Origin of the sequence: Streptomyces sp. NPDC057963, from assembly GCF_042887155.1 — a bacterium.
Lineage (GTDB): Bacteria > Actinomycetota > Actinomycetes > Streptomycetales > Streptomycetaceae > Streptomyces.
On record NZ_JBHVPX010000010.1, the window covers coordinates 173,782 to 190,055 of the forward strand.

At 70.2% G+C, this 16,274-nt stretch carries 14 protein-coding genes; 9 read left to right on the plus strand and 5 right to left on the minus strand.

Features of this window, described 5'->3' with window-relative positions:
- Positions 1 to 648 (minus strand): chaplin (locus tag ACFVT1_RS23900; RefSeq protein WP_389798764.1); only part of this gene is annotated, 648 nt, incomplete at its 3' end.
- A gap of 542 nt (positions 649 to 1,190) precedes the next feature.
- Here ACFVT1_RS23900 and ACFVT1_RS23905 point away from each other — a divergent pair.
- From ACFVT1_RS23905 to ACFVT1_RS23930, 6 genes are all read left to right on the plus strand, one after another.
- A complete protein-coding gene (locus ACFVT1_RS23905) occupies positions 1,191 to 1,592 on the plus strand; it encodes a rodlin (RefSeq protein ID WP_389798767.1) in 402 nt (133 codons plus the stop codon).
- A gap of 291 nt (positions 1,593 to 1,883) precedes the next feature.
- Positions 1,884 to 2,117, plus strand: coding sequence for a chaplin (locus tag ACFVT1_RS23910; protein ID WP_389798770.1), 234 nt, complete (start codon positions 1,884 to 1,886; stop codon positions 2,115 to 2,117).
- Between the two features lie 245 nt (positions 2,118 to 2,362).
- Entirely contained in the window at positions 2,363 to 2,653 is a 291-nt protein-coding gene (locus ACFVT1_RS23915; protein ID WP_362197707.1) for a hypothetical protein, read from the plus strand.
- A 186-nt stretch (positions 2,654 to 2,839) separates the two neighbouring features.
- A complete protein-coding gene (locus ACFVT1_RS23920; RefSeq protein ID WP_389798773.1) occupies positions 2,840 to 3,250 on the plus strand; it encodes a rodlin in 411 nt (136 codons plus the stop codon).
- A 266-nt stretch (positions 3,251 to 3,516) separates the two neighbouring features.
- Positions 3,517 to 3,717: a hypothetical protein gene (locus ACFVT1_RS23925; protein WP_389798776.1), complete on the plus strand. Its 201-nt coding sequence runs from the start codon at positions 3,517 to 3,519 to the stop codon at positions 3,715 to 3,717.
- 119 nt (positions 3,718 to 3,836) lie between these two features.
- Positions 3,837 to 4,247: a rodlin gene (locus tag ACFVT1_RS23930; protein WP_389798779.1), complete on the plus strand. Its 411-nt coding sequence runs from the start codon at positions 3,837 to 3,839 to the stop codon at positions 4,245 to 4,247.
- 139 nt (positions 4,248 to 4,386) lie between these two features.
- On the opposite strand, the gene ACFVT1_RS23935 is transcribed toward ACFVT1_RS23930, so the two are convergent.
- Positions 4,387 to 4,887: a DUF5949 family protein gene (locus ACFVT1_RS23935; RefSeq protein ID WP_389798782.1), complete on the minus strand. Its 501-nt coding sequence runs from the start codon at positions 4,885 to 4,887 to the stop codon at positions 4,387 to 4,389.
- Positions 4,888 to 5,263: 376 nt separating this feature from the next.
- Between ACFVT1_RS23935 and rsgA the strand changes: the two genes are divergently transcribed.
- Positions 5,264 to 6,439 carry a ribosome small subunit-dependent GTPase A gene (gene rsgA, locus ACFVT1_RS23940; protein ID WP_389798784.1) on the plus strand — a complete coding sequence of 392 codons (1,176 nt, stop codon included), beginning with the start codon at positions 5,264 to 5,266 and terminating at the stop codon, positions 6,437 to 6,439.
- A gap of 95 nt (positions 6,440 to 6,534) precedes the next feature.
- Positions 6,535 to 7,887, plus strand: coding sequence for a DNA-3-methyladenine glycosylase 2 family protein (locus ACFVT1_RS23945; protein ID WP_389799115.1), 1,353 nt, complete (start codon positions 6,535 to 6,537; stop codon positions 7,885 to 7,887).
- Between the two features lie 175 nt (positions 7,888 to 8,062).
- Here the strand turns inward: ACFVT1_RS23945 and ACFVT1_RS23950 are convergent, their stop codons facing one another.
- The 3 genes from ACFVT1_RS23950 to ACFVT1_RS23960 all read right to left on the minus strand — a co-directional run bounded on the left by ACFVT1_RS23950 (position 8,063) and on the right by ACFVT1_RS23960 (position 12,251).
- A complete protein-coding gene (locus tag ACFVT1_RS23950; protein ID WP_389798787.1) occupies positions 8,063 to 10,357 on the minus strand; it encodes a glycoside hydrolase family 95-like protein in 2,295 nt (764 codons plus the stop codon).
- 246 nt (positions 10,358 to 10,603) lie between these two features.
- Positions 10,604 to 11,086, minus strand: a complete 483-nt coding sequence (locus ACFVT1_RS23955) for a DUF456 domain-containing protein (RefSeq protein WP_389798790.1) — start codon at positions 11,084 to 11,086, stop codon at positions 10,604 to 10,606.
- Between the two features lie 175 nt (positions 11,087 to 11,261).
- Entirely contained in the window at positions 11,262 to 12,251 is a 990-nt protein-coding gene (locus tag ACFVT1_RS23960) for a helix-turn-helix domain-containing protein (RefSeq protein ID WP_389798792.1), read from the minus strand.
- A 210-nt stretch (positions 12,252 to 12,461) separates the two neighbouring features.
- Between ACFVT1_RS23960 and ACFVT1_RS23965 the strand changes: the two genes are divergently transcribed.
- A complete protein-coding gene (locus ACFVT1_RS23965) occupies positions 12,462 to 16,226 on the plus strand; it encodes a S8 family serine peptidase (RefSeq protein ID WP_389798794.1) in 3,765 nt (1,254 codons plus the stop codon).
- Positions 16,227 to 16,274: the final 48 nt, after the last annotated feature.

Below are 16,274 nucleotides of genomic sequence, written 5' to 3' on the forward strand. Positions count from 1 at the left end.
CTGCGGCTCGTGGTGATGGTGGTGGTGCCCATGCGGCTTGTGGTGATCCGGCGGGCAGTCCGGGTGGTGGTGGTGCGGCGGCTTGTGGGAGGTCGGGGGCTTGTGCGGCGGGTGGACCGGCGGCTTGTGGTGATCCGGCGGGCAGTCCGGGTGGTGGTGGTGCGGCGGCTTGTGGGAGGTCGGCGGCTTGTGCGGCGGGTGGACCGGCGTCGGAGTGTCGGTGCCTGGGGACTCGGTCTCGCACTCGTTGCCGAACGCGGGGTCCAGCAGGCCGACGACGCCAATGGTGTTGCCGCACGCGTTGACCGGAACGTCCACGGGAACCTGGACGAGATTTCCGGACAGGACACCGGGGGAGTGGGTCGCGGCGCCCTCGGCGCTCGCCCCCTGGACGCCGCTGCCGCGCCCGCCGCCCTCGTTCTCGTTCTCGCACTTGTTGCCGAACGCGGGGTTCAGCAGGCCGATCACATCGACCGTGTTGCCGCACACGTTGACGGGAACGTGCACCGGCACCTGGACGGCATTGCCCGAGCCGACGCCCGGCGAAGCGACTGAGGCACCCTCGGTGGAGGCGTCCGCGAACGCGTACCCGCCGGAGGCGGTCAGAATGCCTGACGCCGCCGCCATCACCAGCACGCTCTTACTCAAGGCTTTTCGCATTGATTGCCCTTTCCTAGGACACGTCGCGCGAGCGCGAGGCTCGCGGTTCATTCATCAGGCGGTGCAGTTTCGGCCGAGGACGAAACCCCGGCGCTTTCCGGCGTGATCCGGCAAGTGGTGGTCGCGGCGGAGCGGAGGAACCATGTCGGAACATTCTTCTGTAATAGAGGAATCCACCTTCTGCCGGGTGAACGCCCAAGCCACACGCCTGGTGACACCCATAACGAGGAGAACTTGTCGAGGAAACTCGTATTTCGTGGAAATTTCGTGGCCACCCGAACGGATTACATGTATGGGTCCGCTCTGACGTCGCCCGGCGGCCTCGGCCGGTCAACCGGACCGGAGGGAAAGGTGGTTGACACCTCAACGAACAGTCGGACCGGGTAAACGCTTCTGCAGCATCTCAGGTGTCCTTTCGTACTCCCGTCCGGACACTCTCGGCGTTCGGGTGAACGGAAAGAACCAAACGTGCGGTCGCGAGTTGGGCAGGAGGCTCCGGTACGGGGCATCCGGTACGAGAAGGGTTAATCGTGATCAAGAAGGTTCTGGCTACGGGCGCTGTGGCCGCCTCCATCATCGGTCTGGGCGCGACGCAGGCCATGGCGATCGGCGACGCCGGCGGTACGACTTCGGTCAACGGCAACGGAGCCTCGCAGGTCTTCGGCAACGCCGAGACCCGTGGTGACGGCAGCCCGCAGTACGGCCTGGTTCAGGGCAGCCTGAACAAGCCCTGCATCGGCCTGCCGGCCAAGGTCAACGCCGGCTCGCTCATCGGTCTGATCCCGATCGCGGTCCAGGACGTCAACGTGCTGTCCTCGCCACAGAACCAGCAGTGCACCGAGAACTCCACCCAGGCCAAGGGTGACGAGCCGCTGTCGCACATCCTGAGCGGCATCCCGGTGCTCTCCGGCAACGGTGCCGGCAACAGCTGATCCAGCCGCAGTGACAGGCCCGGGCCGCCGGCGTTCCTCCTCCGCGCGGACCGGGCCTGTTGTTGCCCTTCCGGGTATCGGCACATCGGATGGTCCGACGATCCGGCACAGGACATCGGGCGATCAAACTGCGTCATTCGGGCGGTTTTCGAGAATCTTCTCCCTGAAGAGTTTCGTCTGCGGTCTTAAATCGTTACGAATTACACCGGCGGAGTTACGAGTGATCAGGACCGCGCTCGTGCGGCACGAAAGACGTGACCGCTCCGGACTCCGTCAAAGAAAGGGACAAACGTGAAGTACACCAAGGTCGCCGCCGTCGCCGCCGGAACCCTGATGGCGATGGGTGCCGCCGCGCCCGCCTTCGCCGACTCCGGTGCCGAGGGCTTCGCAGCCGGCTCCCCGGGCATCGTGTCCGGCGATGCCATCCAGGTCCCGATCCACATTCCGGCCAACGTCTGCGGCAACACTGTCGACGTGATCGGTCTGCTCACCCCCACCTTCGGCAACACCTGCTTCGACGTCTGACCTCCGGTCGGCCCAGCCGAACGCTCATGACGGGACGGCCCCGGAACGCATCCGATGCGTTTCGGGGCCTTCCCTCTTCTCCGCTGTCCGATCGAGCGGCGCCGAGAAAATGCGGGTCCGTGCAGTTGCCGGTACGCGGCCGGATCGTTACCCAGGATGAAAGCGGCAGAAGTCACAGCTAAAGAAGGCTGGTGCGGCGCGGATACGCGGCCGAAACGGATGCCGCTGCAGAAGGGAACCCGAAAGTGAAGTACGCGAAGACCGCTGCGTTCGTTGCCGGTTCCGTGGCTGCTCTGGGAACGGCTGCTCCTGCCTTCGCCGTTACCACCACCACGGCCCCCAACTTCAGCCTCAACGGCGGCGTCAACCAGGTGGTGGAGAGCGCACCGCAGGCTGTCGACCCGATCGTCGACACGGTCGGCGGAGCCGCCGAATCGATGCAGAAGAACGGCACCGTCACCAAGCTGGCCGACCAGGCCACCGGTGCGGCCAAGGGGGCGGCCCCGCTGATGGGCGGCCTGCCGCTCGGCGGCTGATCCTCACACCACGGCGGTTCCCCGTCCATGCGTGGCGCCGCGCCTCCCTCCGGTGTTCTGCATGCGACGAACAACCGGACGGCAGAAAAACCGTTCGAGTGAATCGGCACAACCATCCCCGTCGCCGTGAGTTGGTCACTGCGCTCCGGACAGGCGAGCAACAGAAAACCCAGAAGGGCTATTCAAATGATCAAGAAGATTATGGCCTCGGCAGCCGTCGCTGCTTCGATCGTCGGTGTCTCCGCCGCGATCGCCCCCCAGGCCATGGCCGTCGGCAACGACGGTGGTACGACGTCGGTCAACGGCAACGGCGCCATGCAGTCGTACGGCAACTCCGCCACCCACGGTGACTGGAGCCCGCAGTTCGCGCTCATCCAGGGCTCGCTCAACAAGCCCTGCATCGCCCTGCCGGCCAAGGCCAATGTCGGTTCGGTCCTCGGTGGCATTCCGATCTCGGTCCAGGACCTCAATGTCCTGTCCTCGCCGCAGAACCAGCAGTGCACGGAGAACTCCACCCAGGCCAAGGGCGACGAGGCCCTGTCGCACATCCTGAGTGGCATTCCGATCCTGTCCGGCAACGGCGTCGGCAACAACTAGAACCGCAAGGCTCCGGCTCGCGCGTCGCTGATTCCTCGGCCCCGTCGAGACCTTCACCACGTGCGGCTTCGAGCCCGCCTGCCCGCAGTACGTGAAACACCGTGGGGTCGGCGCATCCACGCGGCAGCCGTTCTTCGGCGGCTCGGATGTGCCGGCCCCACGTCGTGTGCCCGAAGGCTCCGTCGTCCCCTCGAAGGGGCGGGCGGACTGGGCCGGTTGCCGTAGTGGCGGCGGGCGTCACCCGTCGCACCGGGTAGGGGCCAACCATGGACCAGTACGACAGCCAGCATCCCTGCGGTCGGCAGCGGCGCGCACAGGACGTCACACCCATCTACGACCGGCTGCTCGCCGAATGGCAGGCGGCCCGGGGCGGGCCTGAACCGGCACCGCCCGCGCAGCCCGGCAGGCCCTGTGCGGGAAGCCGGGTTCCCGCCGCCCGTACGTCGGGCGAAGCCTTCGACGGGTGAGAGGAGAGCGTCGAACTCACACCGGATCGAACTCATTTGAGTGGTAGTGCAGAACCGACGCTTCTGTAGCGGGTTGATCAGTACGTTCCACAACGGGACGCTCCGAAAGGTGAAGCGTGATGAAGAAGATGATGGCCGGCGCAGCAGTGGCCGTGTCCCTGGTCGGCCTGTCCGCCGCCGCGGCCCCCTCGGCCATGGCGATCGGCAACGACGGTGGTACGACGTCGGTCAACGGCAACGGCGCCGTGGACTCGTTCGGCAACAGCGTGACCCGGGGCGATGGCAGCCCGCAGGTCCAGCTCGTCCAGGGCACGCTGAACAAGGCCTGCGTCGGTCTGCCGCTCAAGGCCAACGCCGGTTCGCTCGTCGGCCTGTTCGTGCCGGTCGCGGTCCAGGACATCAATGTCCTGCACTCGCCGCAGAACCAGCAGTGCGCCGACAACTCCACCCAGGCCAAGGGCGACGAGGCGCTGTCGCACCTCGTGAGCGACATCCCGGTGCTCTCGGGCAACGGTGTCGCCAACCACTGACGCCCACGTGAATGCGGGCGATCGCAGGGGAGAACCCTGTGATCGCCCGCATTCCGGTGTGTCGGCGACTCCGGGGCTCCGCGCATGGTGATGCCCACCGTTCCACGGGGGCGGTGGGCATCGGGCGTACCGGGGCGGCTCAGCCCAGGCTGCGTACCGGCAGGACGCAGTGCGCGGAGGTCATGATGACCTCCGGATCGGCGGCGAACGACCGCAGCAGTTCCTCGCCGACCGGTCGGCCCGGCGTGCCCTCGGGCCATGGACGGGTGGCGAACATCGTGTGCACCTCACCCCGCTGCTCGGCGGCGGCCAGCCACTCGGGCGGTGCGGGGTACTGCGCCATGAAGTGAGGCAGCGTCAGTACGGCCTGGCCGGCCTGGACCAGCAGCTTCACCGGGAGGCCCGGAGTCTCGGCGGCGTACACCGGACCGCCGCCGGCCGGCAGCCCGCTGCGGTCCAGGGCCACGCGCATCGCGGCCTCACCGGCGGCCGGGCCGTCCGTCCCGTCACCGAGCGAGTAGACGAGGAGGAAGGCGACGTCTGGGCCGCCATCGGGATGCTCGCCGCTCCATCCGATCAGTGTGATCGTGCCCAACTGGGCCTGTGTGAAGGTGCTGGTGGCGGTCTGGGGTGAGGTCATGCTCGGCACCATAACGGCCTGAGACCGGACGTTGTGCATGTGTATCACCTGATCGAGGGATATTTGCGTAGATCTCCGGCGGATGTGGTCCAGGTGCTCTTCCGGGAGCGGGGCGGCGGACGTCGTAAAACAAATGTGTTGACGGCGCCTGATGGCAGCGGGCTATCGTGTGCAGCGTTCCGGACGGCGGAGAAGAAGCGCCGGTGTCGGCCCCGTGCTTGAACCAGGAGGTGAGGACATTGATGACTGTCGCTGCGATGGGCGTTGCCCACAACCAGAAGAGCATCGTTCCCACCCCCGTGGTCGCCGGCTGACCTCTCTTCAACTCTCCGCGCCTGTACGCGCGTTGCCGGGACCACCCTTTGAAGGGTTTCCCTTGTCTTTCCCGACTTCTCCGTCTCTTTCCTCTTCTCTTCAGGGCTCCACCGCGTCGCATCCGCTGTCCTCGTACGGCTGGGACGACGACTGGGCCGCCGAGTTCGCACCGTACGCCGAGCGGGGTCTGCTGCCCGGACGCGTGGTGCGGGTGGACCGCGGGCAGTGCGACGTCGTCACCCCGTCCGGCACGCTCCGGGCCGACACCGCCTTCGTCGTTCCGCGCGATCCGATGCGGATCGTCTGCACGGGCGACTGGGTCGCCGTCGACCCCGACGGGGATCCGCAATTCGTACGGACGCTGCTGCCGCGGCGCACGGCCTTCGTCCGCTCGACGTCGTCGCAGCGTTCCGAAGGACAGGTGCTCGCCACCAACATCGACCACATCGCCATCTGCGTCTCCCTCGCCGTGGAGCTCGACCTGGGGCGGGTGGAGCGCTTCCTCGCGCTCGCCATGTCGAGCTCCAGCGGTGACGCGCTGCTGCGTGACGGGGCAGCCGCCGGCGACGGCGTCGCCGAGCCGATCGTGGTGCTGACCAAGGCCGACCTGGTGCCGGACACCGCCACCCTGGCCCACCTCGTCCAGGACATCGAGGCCATCGCGCCGGGTGTGCAGGTGCTGCCCGTCAGCTCCGCCACGGGGGAGGGGCTCGATGTGTTCGCCGCCATCGTCTCGGGCGGTACGAGTGTGCTGCTCGGGGCGTCCGGCGCGGGAAAGTCGACCCTCGCCAACACGCTGCTCGGCCGCGACGTGATGGAGGTGCAGGCCGCCCGTGACGTCGACGGCAAGGGCCGGCACACCACCACGACCCGCAATCTCCTGGTGCTGCCCTCCGGAGGCGTACTGATCGACACTCCCGGACTGCGCGGGGTCGGTCTCTGGGACGCGGAGACCGGCGTCGGCCAGGTCTTCTCCGAGATCGAGGAACTGGCCGGGCGGTGCCGGTTCCACGACTGCGCCCACCGGTCGGAGCCCGGCTGCGCGGTACTCGCCGCGGTCGAGGACGGCTCGCTGTCCGAGCGGCGCCTCGACAGCTTCCGCAAGCTGCTCCGCGAGAACCAGCGCATCGTCGCCAAGACCGATGCCAGGGTGCGGTCCGAAATGCTGCGCGAATGGAAGCGCAAGGGGGCCGAGGGCCGGGCGGCCATGGACGCGAAGCGGGGCCGGGTGCGGTAGCCGCAGCCCGCAGCCCGTCGGCCGCCTTGTCGACCGGGTTGACGTCCGAAAACCGCGAGTGCGGTACCGGGAGGTGCCGCACACTGGGCGGTGTGATGGACGAACAGACCAGGTACGAGGCGGTGAGCAGCCGCGACGCCCGTTTCGACGGGGAGTTCTTCTTCGCCGTCGAAACGACCGGCATCTACTGTCGGCCGAGCTGCCCGGCCGTCACCCCCAAGCGGAAGAACGTGCGCTTCTTCCCGACCGCGGCGGCCGCTCAGGGCAACGGTTTCCGGGCGTGTCGGCGCTGCCGCCCGGACGCTGTGCCCGGCTCGGCCGACTGGAACGTACGGGCCGACGTCGTCGGCCGCGCCATGCGGATGATCGGCGACGGCGTGGTCGACCGGGAGGGCGTGCCAGGTCTCGCCGACCGGCTCGGCTACAGCTCACGCCAGGTGCAGCGGCAGCTCAATGCGGAGCTGGGCGCCGGGCCCGTCGCGCTCGCCCGCGCCCAGCGGGCCCATACCGCACGCGTGCTGCTCCAGACGACCGCGCTGCCTGTGACCGAGATCGCCTTCGCGTCCGGCTTCGCCAGCGTGCGCCAGTTCAACGACACGATCCGGCAGATCTACGCCCGTACGCCCAGCGCTCTGCGGGCCGAGGCCGGGACGGGGTCGGGGGCGGCGGCACGGGAGGCGCGCACCACCGGGATCCCGCTGCGGCTCGCCCACCGGGGGCCGTACGCGGCCCGCGAGACCTTCGATCTCCTGGCCGGCGAGACGGTCGCCCGGATCGAGGAGGTCGCCGGCGAGCCCGGTGGCCGCACCTACCGGCGCACCCTGAGGCTGCCATACGGCACGGGCATCGTGGCGGTCGACGAGCGGTCCGCCGGGTCCTGGCTGGACGCCCGGATCCACCTCACCGACCTGCGGGATCTGACGACGGCCGTACAGCGGCTGCGGCGCCTCTTCGACCTGGACGCCGATCCGTACGCCGTCGACGAGCGGCTCGGGGCCGACCCGCGCCTGGCACCGGGCGTCGCCGCCCGCCCCGGGCTGCGCTCGCCGGGTGCCGCGGACCCGGAGGAGTTCGCCGTACGGACGCTGGTGGGCGGGGCCGGGGCCGAGCGGCTCGTCGAGATGTACGGGAAGGTCCTCGACGTGCCCTGCGGGGGGCTCACGCACGTGTTCCCCGAGCCGGGGCTGCTGGCCGGTGCGGTGGAGGAGGACCCGGCGCTGCGCGCGCTGGCGGCCGCGCTTGCCGACGGAGGCGTACGGCTCGACGCCGGGGCCGACCGCGACGAGGCCGAGCAGGCGCTGCTGCGGCTGCCGGGGATCGGCCCGGCAGCCGCGGCGCTCATCCGGACGCGGGCGCTGGGCGACCCCGATGTGGATCCGGAGAAGAGGCCCGAGGCGGAGCGGTGGCGGCCCTGGCGTTCGTATGCCGTACGCCACCTGAGCCTCTAGGAACCTTCGTCGAGGTCGCAGCTGCGGATCTTCTCCGGGTGGACGCGGATGGGTTCCTCGCCGGAGCGGGCGATCCGGTCATGGATTCGGCCTCACCGGCGCACCCCTCACCCGTCACCCGTCACCCGTATCGTCCGACGGTTCGGACCACGGACCCAGGACTTCGGGCCGGTGTTCAGGCGGGCAGGCCCCAGCGTGGTGCGGGCCCGTTCGCCGCGACCGGACGGATGGTCAGGTCCGGGCGGTCGCCCGCGGCCGTGATCAGCGCCGAGTCGCCCTTGCGGAGGTGGATGCGCACCGTACCGTCGGCCTGCTCCTCGTGCCCGAGCGGTCGTCCGTGCCGGTCGCGGATCTCGACGGGCCCTTCGATGCCGTGGCGTACGACGCAGGGAGCGCCCGCCTCACTGGTCACCCGTACCCAGCGGGTCCGGCCCTCCTCGCGTACCGCGCTGAGCAGGAAAGCGCCCTGCGTACGGAAGTCATGGACGGTCATCTCCCGCCAGGCGGCGGGCAGCGCCGGGAAGACCCTGATGGTGCCGCCCCACGACTGGCACACCATGTCGTGCAGCGACTGGGCCGCCGAGAGCGGGGTCTCGATGACGGGGCCCGACTCCTTGTACATGGTGTTCGCCTGGATGAAGCGGCTCATCAGCTGCCCGAGGTACTCCAGCGCGTCCTCGCCCTTGCCGAGCAGCGCGGACATCGACGCGGCGCCGGTGAAGGTGTAGCCCTGCAGGGCGCCTTCGAAGCCCACCCAGTGGGCGAGGGACCTCTCGATCAGCGCGCGTTCGCCGGGCGTCGCGCCGGTCAGCTCGTACAGCGGGTACACCGCGAGCATGTGCGAGTAGTGGCGGTGCGATTTCGCGAAGGGCACCCCGGCGCCGATCATGAAGCCGTTCGCGTCGACCGGGTACGGCGCGAGCCTGGCCAGGACCTCCTGCCAGCGGGCGGTCAGCGGGTCCCGGATGCCGAGCCGTTCCGCCGAGTCGACGAGGGTGCGGCAGCCCCAGCGCAGCAGCATCAGGTCGTAGTTGCAGTCGGGCGCGTCGACCCCGTACTCGGGGGAGAACGTGGCCGGGAGGTGCAGCCTGCCGTCCGATCCCGGCGCCAGGAAGTGCAGGTAGTAGTTGACGGCCTTGCGCAGCAGCGGGAAGAGCGTGTCGCGCAGGATCGACTCGTCCATGGTGTGGCGGTAGGAGAGCCATACGTTGTGCAGCGCCCAGGTCAGATTACCGACTTCGGGGGTGGGCGGGTCCTGGCCCGGGATGCCGACGCCGTAGCCGCCGTCGGTGACCGCCGCGCCGTTGACCAGCTGGGGGTCGGTGGTGCGGGGGATGCCGGCCGAGTCGGCCCGGTAGGGGGCGGCGACCTCGCGGGAGAGCTGGTCCCGGAATTCGCTCAGGGCCCGGGTGACGGCGTCCAGCTCAAGGTGGTTGGAGCCGTGGATCAGCCAGTACTCCAGCTGGACGTTGAGGTTCCACCAGGTGTTCGGCCAGGGGGTGGGCTCCAGCCAGGGGCCGGAGGTGGCCATCACGGGCGCGTCCTTGCGCGCCGCCGACGCCGTCTTGTACAGCTGGATCCAGTAGAAGCGCTGCAGCCGGGCATCGGGCAGGGACAGGAAGCTCTTCCGGTAGAACCGGTCCCACCAGGCGCGATGGGGCGCGGCCAGCAGACCGTAGGGAAGCGCGGAAGCGGTCTCGACGGTACGCAGCGCACGGGCGCGGGCCGTCGGCGCCGGATGGGAGTGCGCGACCGTGGCGTACAGGGTGCGGGCCGCGCCCCTGGTGCGCTCCCGCCAGGCGGTGACGTGGTGGCCGCCCGCGAGCAGCGGCTGGACGGCGGCGGTGGTCCCGCCGTGCTGTTCGGTCACCGCGGGCGGGTTGCCGGCGTAGCCGTCCGGGAGGGGCTTGAAAGCGGCCCTCGGGCTGATCGCGTCGGCCGGGTGGAAGACCCAGCGAAAGTCCCGCTCGCCCGCGCCCGGGGTGACCTCCACGGCCAGCAGATCGCTGGTGGAGTGGACGAAGGCCCGGAGCTTCAGGGTGCCCGCGGTGGTGGTGACCGTGCCTTCGAGTTCGGCGGTGCGCAGCCGCATCCACCACTCGATGTCCGTGATGGTGCCGACCGGTTCCAGGGTGAAGTGGCCGATCGGGAGGCGGGCGAGGCCGAAGAGGGAGCCGAACTCGGGGCGGTGGTCCTGGACCTCGGAGTGCTGGACGTTGAAGCGGATGGCCGTGGTGGTGGCGCCGGGCTCGGCGTAGATGCCGGAGCCGAGGCGGCCGTTGCCCAGATACGGCCCCTCGTACCAGGTCGTCGGCAGCTTCTGCCAGAGCAGGTCGGCGTCGTCCAGGACCGTGCGCCAGGCGTCGTCGGGGGAGTGCACGCTGACCGGTGCCGGGGCGCCGGGGGCGGCGGGGGTGGCCGCCCGCGCGGGTGGGGTCGCCGCGCCGCCCACCACGAGTGCGCCGCCCATCGCGGTGCCGGTGGCGAGAACGCTTCTTCGGGAAGGGGCCGGGGCTTCGTTCCGGGACCGGCGGGAGGGGTCCGATGCTGAGGGCAAGGCGTCTCCTGGCGACTCGTACGCAAGCACATCGATTCATCCGAGCTATTCCTTCAGGGAAGGTAGGCGCGGGTCATCCTTGCGTCAATGGAGCAAGAGAGATCGGATGTGTTTCCGTCTATCTGGATGGCATCCATCCTGTTGTCCAGGAGGTGCGGGTCAGGTCCAGATCACCGCGCCCAGCCAGGCCCCCGTCACCAGCAGACATGCGAAGAGCTCGACGAGCACCGCGTAGCCGGTCGCCCGCATCACCGAGCGGACCGACGCCCAGCCCGCCCCGCGGCTGCCGAGCCGCAGCCGCTCCGCCCCGTAGATCGCCCCCACGTATCCGGCGATCCCGCCCACCACCGGTACGAGAAAGAAGCCCACGATCCCGCCGATCCCACCGAGCATCAGCGTCTTGCGCGGCGCCCCCGATTCGTGGGGGCGGCGAGGTGGCAGCAGCGGCTTCAGCGCCTGGTTCAACAGGAGAAGGGCGGTGGCCCCGATGAGTACGCCCCAGGCGGCCGGAGTCACGTCGGCCAGCGCCCACCACAGCACGGCGGCCCAGACGATCGCCTGCCCCGGAACCCCCGGCACCAGCACGCCGACCAGGCCGAGGAGCATGACCAGGCCGACGGCGACGAGTTGCCACACACCCATCTGACCAGCCTGCCGGAGTCCGGCCGGTCCCGCCCGTCAGCGCGGCACCGGGCAGGGGCCGTCGACGCAGCTCAGGGCCGTAGCGGCACGACTGGGACACCGTGCCGGGGTATGCGCCTGGCCCCGCTCGGCCCCGCGTCGTCCGGGACACCCGGCCCCGCACCGTCCGGCCCGCTCAGCTCCGCGTGGTCCGGGACACCCAGCCCCGCTCGTACGCGTGCCAGCCCAACTGCAGCCGGGTCGACACCCCGGTCAGCTCCATCAGGCCCTTCACCCGCCGCTGCACGGTCCGCAGCCCCAGCTCCAGCTGCTTCGCCACGCTCGCGTCCGTCAGCCCGGCCAGCAGCAGGGACAGGATCTCCAGGTCCGTCGGATCGGGCCCGGTGGACTCCTCCTCCATGCGGCCGCTCTCGCCGAGCCTGAGCGGCATCGCGTCGCGCCACACCGCCTCGAAGAGGCCCATCAGCGACTCCAGCAGCCCGGAGGCGTGAACCACCAGGGCCGCGGGCTCGGCGCCCCGACCGGTCAGCGGCACCATCGCCAGGGCGCCGTCGGCGACGACCAGCTTGGTGGGCACCCGGTCGACGACCCGGCACTGCTCCTCGCGGCTCAGCGCGGCCGACAGCTCCAGAATCCCGGACGGCAGCGAGAGCACCTCGCGCTCGACCACCACCCGGAACACCACCCCGCGCGTGGCGGCCTGCTCCTCGGACTCGTTCTCCATTCCGCTCACCGCGATCGGCTTCCCGGTGACCAGGGCGCACACCTCGCTCGTCGCACCCAACTGCAACTGATGGAAACGGTGCGCCACCGCGCTCGCGCCCGTCACCACCTCGACCAGATCGTGCACGGCCGGCTCGGCGGCCTCCGCCCGGTACTCCTCGGCGAGCAGCGCCGCCGCCAGCTCCGCCTGCTCCAGCTCATGGCGCTGCTGGGTCAGCAGCGCACCCAGCGCCACCCCGGGCGGCGCCGCAACCCAACGGCCCGTGCGGGACGACGACTGCGCGGCCAGTCCGTGCTGCTCCAGCCGGCGCAACGCGCGCTCCGTGTCCGACTCGGGAAGTGCCAGCCGGTGCGCGAGATCGGAGACCTCCGCGGCTCCCACCGCCACCAGCGCGCGGTACGCCGACTCCTGTATCTCATCGAGACCTATGGCTCCCAACATCCCCGGACCCCTCCCGGACGCACTGATTCCGCACGATGCCGCTGTCTTCGGGCGCCCGGTCGTGGCGGAAAGCGGCCACGGCGTAAACCCGCCGTGTACATCATCCCTTTATCGCCCGTCGCTCTGCCAATGTGGCGCCACCGCAGTACCGACAACCTCCGGAATACAGCGCTTTGTTCAAAGGTGTTCCGGTTTTACTTGGGGAGAGCGATGCGTCCGATATCGCGTACGGCGCTGGGAGCGGCCACCGCCGCCGTCCTGGCCGTCACCGCGATCGCACCGTCCGCGGCAGCGCCGCAGGACGACACGACCGCGAAGAGACCACTCACCGGAAGTGCGGCCGCCGGCGCCACGGCGGGCAAACCGGTCACCGTCACCCTGGTCACCGGCGACAAGGTCCTGGTGAGCACGGACAGTTCGGGGGCCTCGTCGGTCACCGCACTGCCGCGCGAGGACGGAACCGTCCCACTCGTGCAGACCAGGCAGTCCGGCAAGGACCTCTACGTCTACCCCGACACCGCCACCGACGCGCTGGCCGCCGGCACGGTCGACGAGGAGCTCTTCAACGTCACCGGACTCGTCCGCCAGGGCTACGACGACGCGAGCACCAAGTCGCTGCCGCTGATCGCCGTCTACGGCAAGGACGTGGCCCGCTCCGCACCCGCCACCCCGCGCGGCGCCGAGCGCGGACTCGCACTCGACGCCATCGACGGCGTCGCGCTCAAGGCGGACAAGGCGAAGGCCGCCGACTTCTGGTCGGACGTCACCAACACCCGTTCCCGCTCGGCCTCCGGGCTGAAGAAGCTCTGGCTCGACCGCAAGGTCCAGGCCACCCTCGACCGGTCCACCAAGCAGATCGGCGCCGATCTCGCCTGGGCCGCCGGATACGACGGCAAGGGCACCAAGGTCGCCGTCCTCGACACCGGAGTCGACGCCGAGCACCCCGACCTCAAGGGCCGGATCGCGGCCTCCAAGAACTTCACCGACTCCGACACCACCGACGACCGGCAGGGCCACGGCACCCACACCATCTCCACCGTGGGCGGCTCCGGCGCGGCCAGCGACGGCAAGAAGAAGGGCGTCGCCCCCGGCGCCGACCTGCTCGCGGGGAAGGTCCTCAACGACAGCGGCTCCGGCGCCGAGTCCTGGATCATCGCCGGTATGCAGTGGGCCGTCGATCAGAAGGCCGATGTCGTCTCCATGAGCCTCGGCAGCCCGACGCCGACCGACTGCACCGACCCGATGAGCGTCGCAGCCGAGGAACTGGCCCAGAGCAAGAACACGTTGTTCGTGATCGCGGCCGGAAACTCCGGCCCCGCGCTCAACACCGTCTCCTCGCCCGGCTGCGCCCCCAGCGTGCTGACGGTCGGCGCCGTCGACCGCGACGACTCCACGGCCTCCTTCTCCAGTCGCGGACCCGCGATCGGCTCGCACACCCTCAAGCCCGAGATCGCCGCGCCCGGCGTCGCCATCTCGGCGGCCGCGGCGGGCGGCCGCGGTGTGTACGCGTACCAGACGATGTCCGGTACGTCGATGGCCACCCCGCACGTCGCGGGCGCCGCAGCCATCGTGAAGCAGCGTCACCCGGACTGGACCGCCCAGCAGATCAAGGCGGCCCTGGTGTCGTCCGCGAAGAGCGACATCCCCGGTGACGTACGCGAGACCGGTGGCGGCCGCCTCGATGTGAAGGCCGCCATCGACACCACCGTCGTCGGCGCCCCCGCCGTCCAGGCCGGCACCTTCAACTGGCCGCAGGACAAGTCCGACCGCACCACGGTGGACGTCCCGTACACCAACTCCGGCTCCAAGCCGGTGAAGCTGTCCCTCAAGGTCCAGGGCGTCACCGGGAACGACGGCTCGGACGTCCGTTCCCCGGTTGCGAAGCTCGGCGCGAGCACCGTCACCGTTCCCGCCGGAGCCACCGTCGAGGTCCCGGTGACGATCGACCCGACCGCGAAGCTGAAGGCCGCCCAGTACGGCGACGTCACCGGACGCGTCCTGGCCACCGGACCCGGCGGCGCGAAGGTCTCGACTCCGTTCTCGATGTACGTCGGACCGGAGACCGTCACCCTGCGCGTCAAGCTCGTCGACCGCGCCGGCGAGCCCGCCGCGGGCTCCTCCTCGCTGGACGTCATCGGCACGGACACCGCGAGCGGTGAGCGGCGCTTCAACGAAGGCGCGACCGACCAGGTGTACCAGGTGCGCCCCGGCGCGTACTTCGTCTCCAGCTTCATCACCTCGCCGGACCCGAAGGACGCCACCGGCCGGATGGTCGACTCCGTCGGCTACCTCGCCAGGCCGCAGCTGAACGTCACCAAGGACACCACCCTGGTGCTGGACGCCCGCAAGGCCCATCGGGTGCAGGTGAAGACGGAGGACCGGGCGTCCGAGAACCGCTCCACGACGCTGTCCTTCGGTCGCAGCTGGGACGGCACCTGGCTGCACTCGGGCTCCATCACCGGTACCGGTGCCGTCAAGAACTACCTGGCCGACGTGCAGGGCACAGCGCACGACGGCGACTTCGAGTTCGCCAGCTTCTGGCGCGCGTACGCCCCGCAGATCGAGAAGCTCTCGGTCGTCGGGGGCGCCGACCTGCACGCCACCGCCGCGAGCACCGGATCCGTCAACCTCGACGGCACGGGCGAAGCCGCCCTCGTGGACGCGGGCACCGGCACCCCCGACGAGCTGAAGGCCGCCGGCGTCTCGGGCAAGATCGCCCTGGTCGCGGTCGACGACGACGGTTCCCTGGTGACCCAGGCCCGGAACGCCAAGGCCGCCGGCGCGAAGGCGGTCATCGCCCACCGGCCGTCCGCGGGCCCGTGGCAGCCGTCGGTCGGATACGGCGCGGCACCGCTGCCCGCACTCGGCATCGAGTCGGGTGAGGCCGACGCCCTGAAGGCCGCCCTGGCCGACGGCCCGGTCAAGCTGCGCTGGAAGGCCACCGCCGCCAGCCCGTTCGTCTACAACCTCGCCTTCCCCGAGACCGGCCCGGTCACCTCGGACCGCACCTACAAGGTCCGCGACGGCAAACTCGGCAAGGTCACCGCCCATTACGAGGCGATGGGCGTCCCGGCCGACTACGTCGACACGATGATCATCAACCGTCCGTACGGAGGGGCCTTCTCTGCCTCCTTCGACACCGTCGCCGTCCCCGGCACGCGCGCCGAGTACTACTCGGCGGGCGACACCGGCTGGGAGCGCTACCTCTCCTCCAGCTTCCCCTGGGGCGAGTACATGGTCGACCAGCCCCGTACGTACAAGGCGGGCGCGAAGCGTACGGAGAACTGGTACCGGGGCATCCCGGTGCCGGCCGCCCCGCGTGACGCCCAGGGCAAGGCCCTGCTCGCCGCGGAGCGACAGGACAACCTGATCGGCGTCGCCCCGGGCTTCTGGAGCGACACCGAGCACGCCGGCCTCCAGGGCTCCTTCGGAGACGTGGGCAACATGCGGCTGACCAGCGGCGGCGAAGTGCTCGGCGAGTCCGGCTGGCCGTCCGGGGTGTTCACCGTCCCGGCCGGGGACGCCGCGTACGAGCTGACCATGGAAACCGTCAAGACCGGCCAGCCCGCCGCCGTGTGGAAGCGGTCCACCCACACGGAGACCACCTGGAAGTTCCGGTCGAAGAGGGACGAGAACGTCTACTCGCAGGGGATCCCGCTCCTCTTCCCCGGCTACGACCTGATGACCGACGGGCTCAAGACCCTTCCGGCGAAGGACGGTCAGACGATCGGCCTGAGCGTCACCGGCCACGCCGGCTACACGCCCGGAAAGCTGACCGCCGCGAAGGTCTCGTACTCGTACGACGGCGGCGAGACCTGGACCCGGGCCACCACCGCGCAGCAGGGCGGCCACTGGACCGCGACCGTGAACCACGCGGGCGCGGCCGGCAAGCCGGTCACCCTGAAGACCGAACTGACGGACGCCAACGGCAACTCCGTCATCCAGACCGTGAACGACGCGTACGCCGTGCGCTGATCACGTCCTGACCGGTCCGCCGGGCGTCCTTCCCGTGGGGGGTGGGGC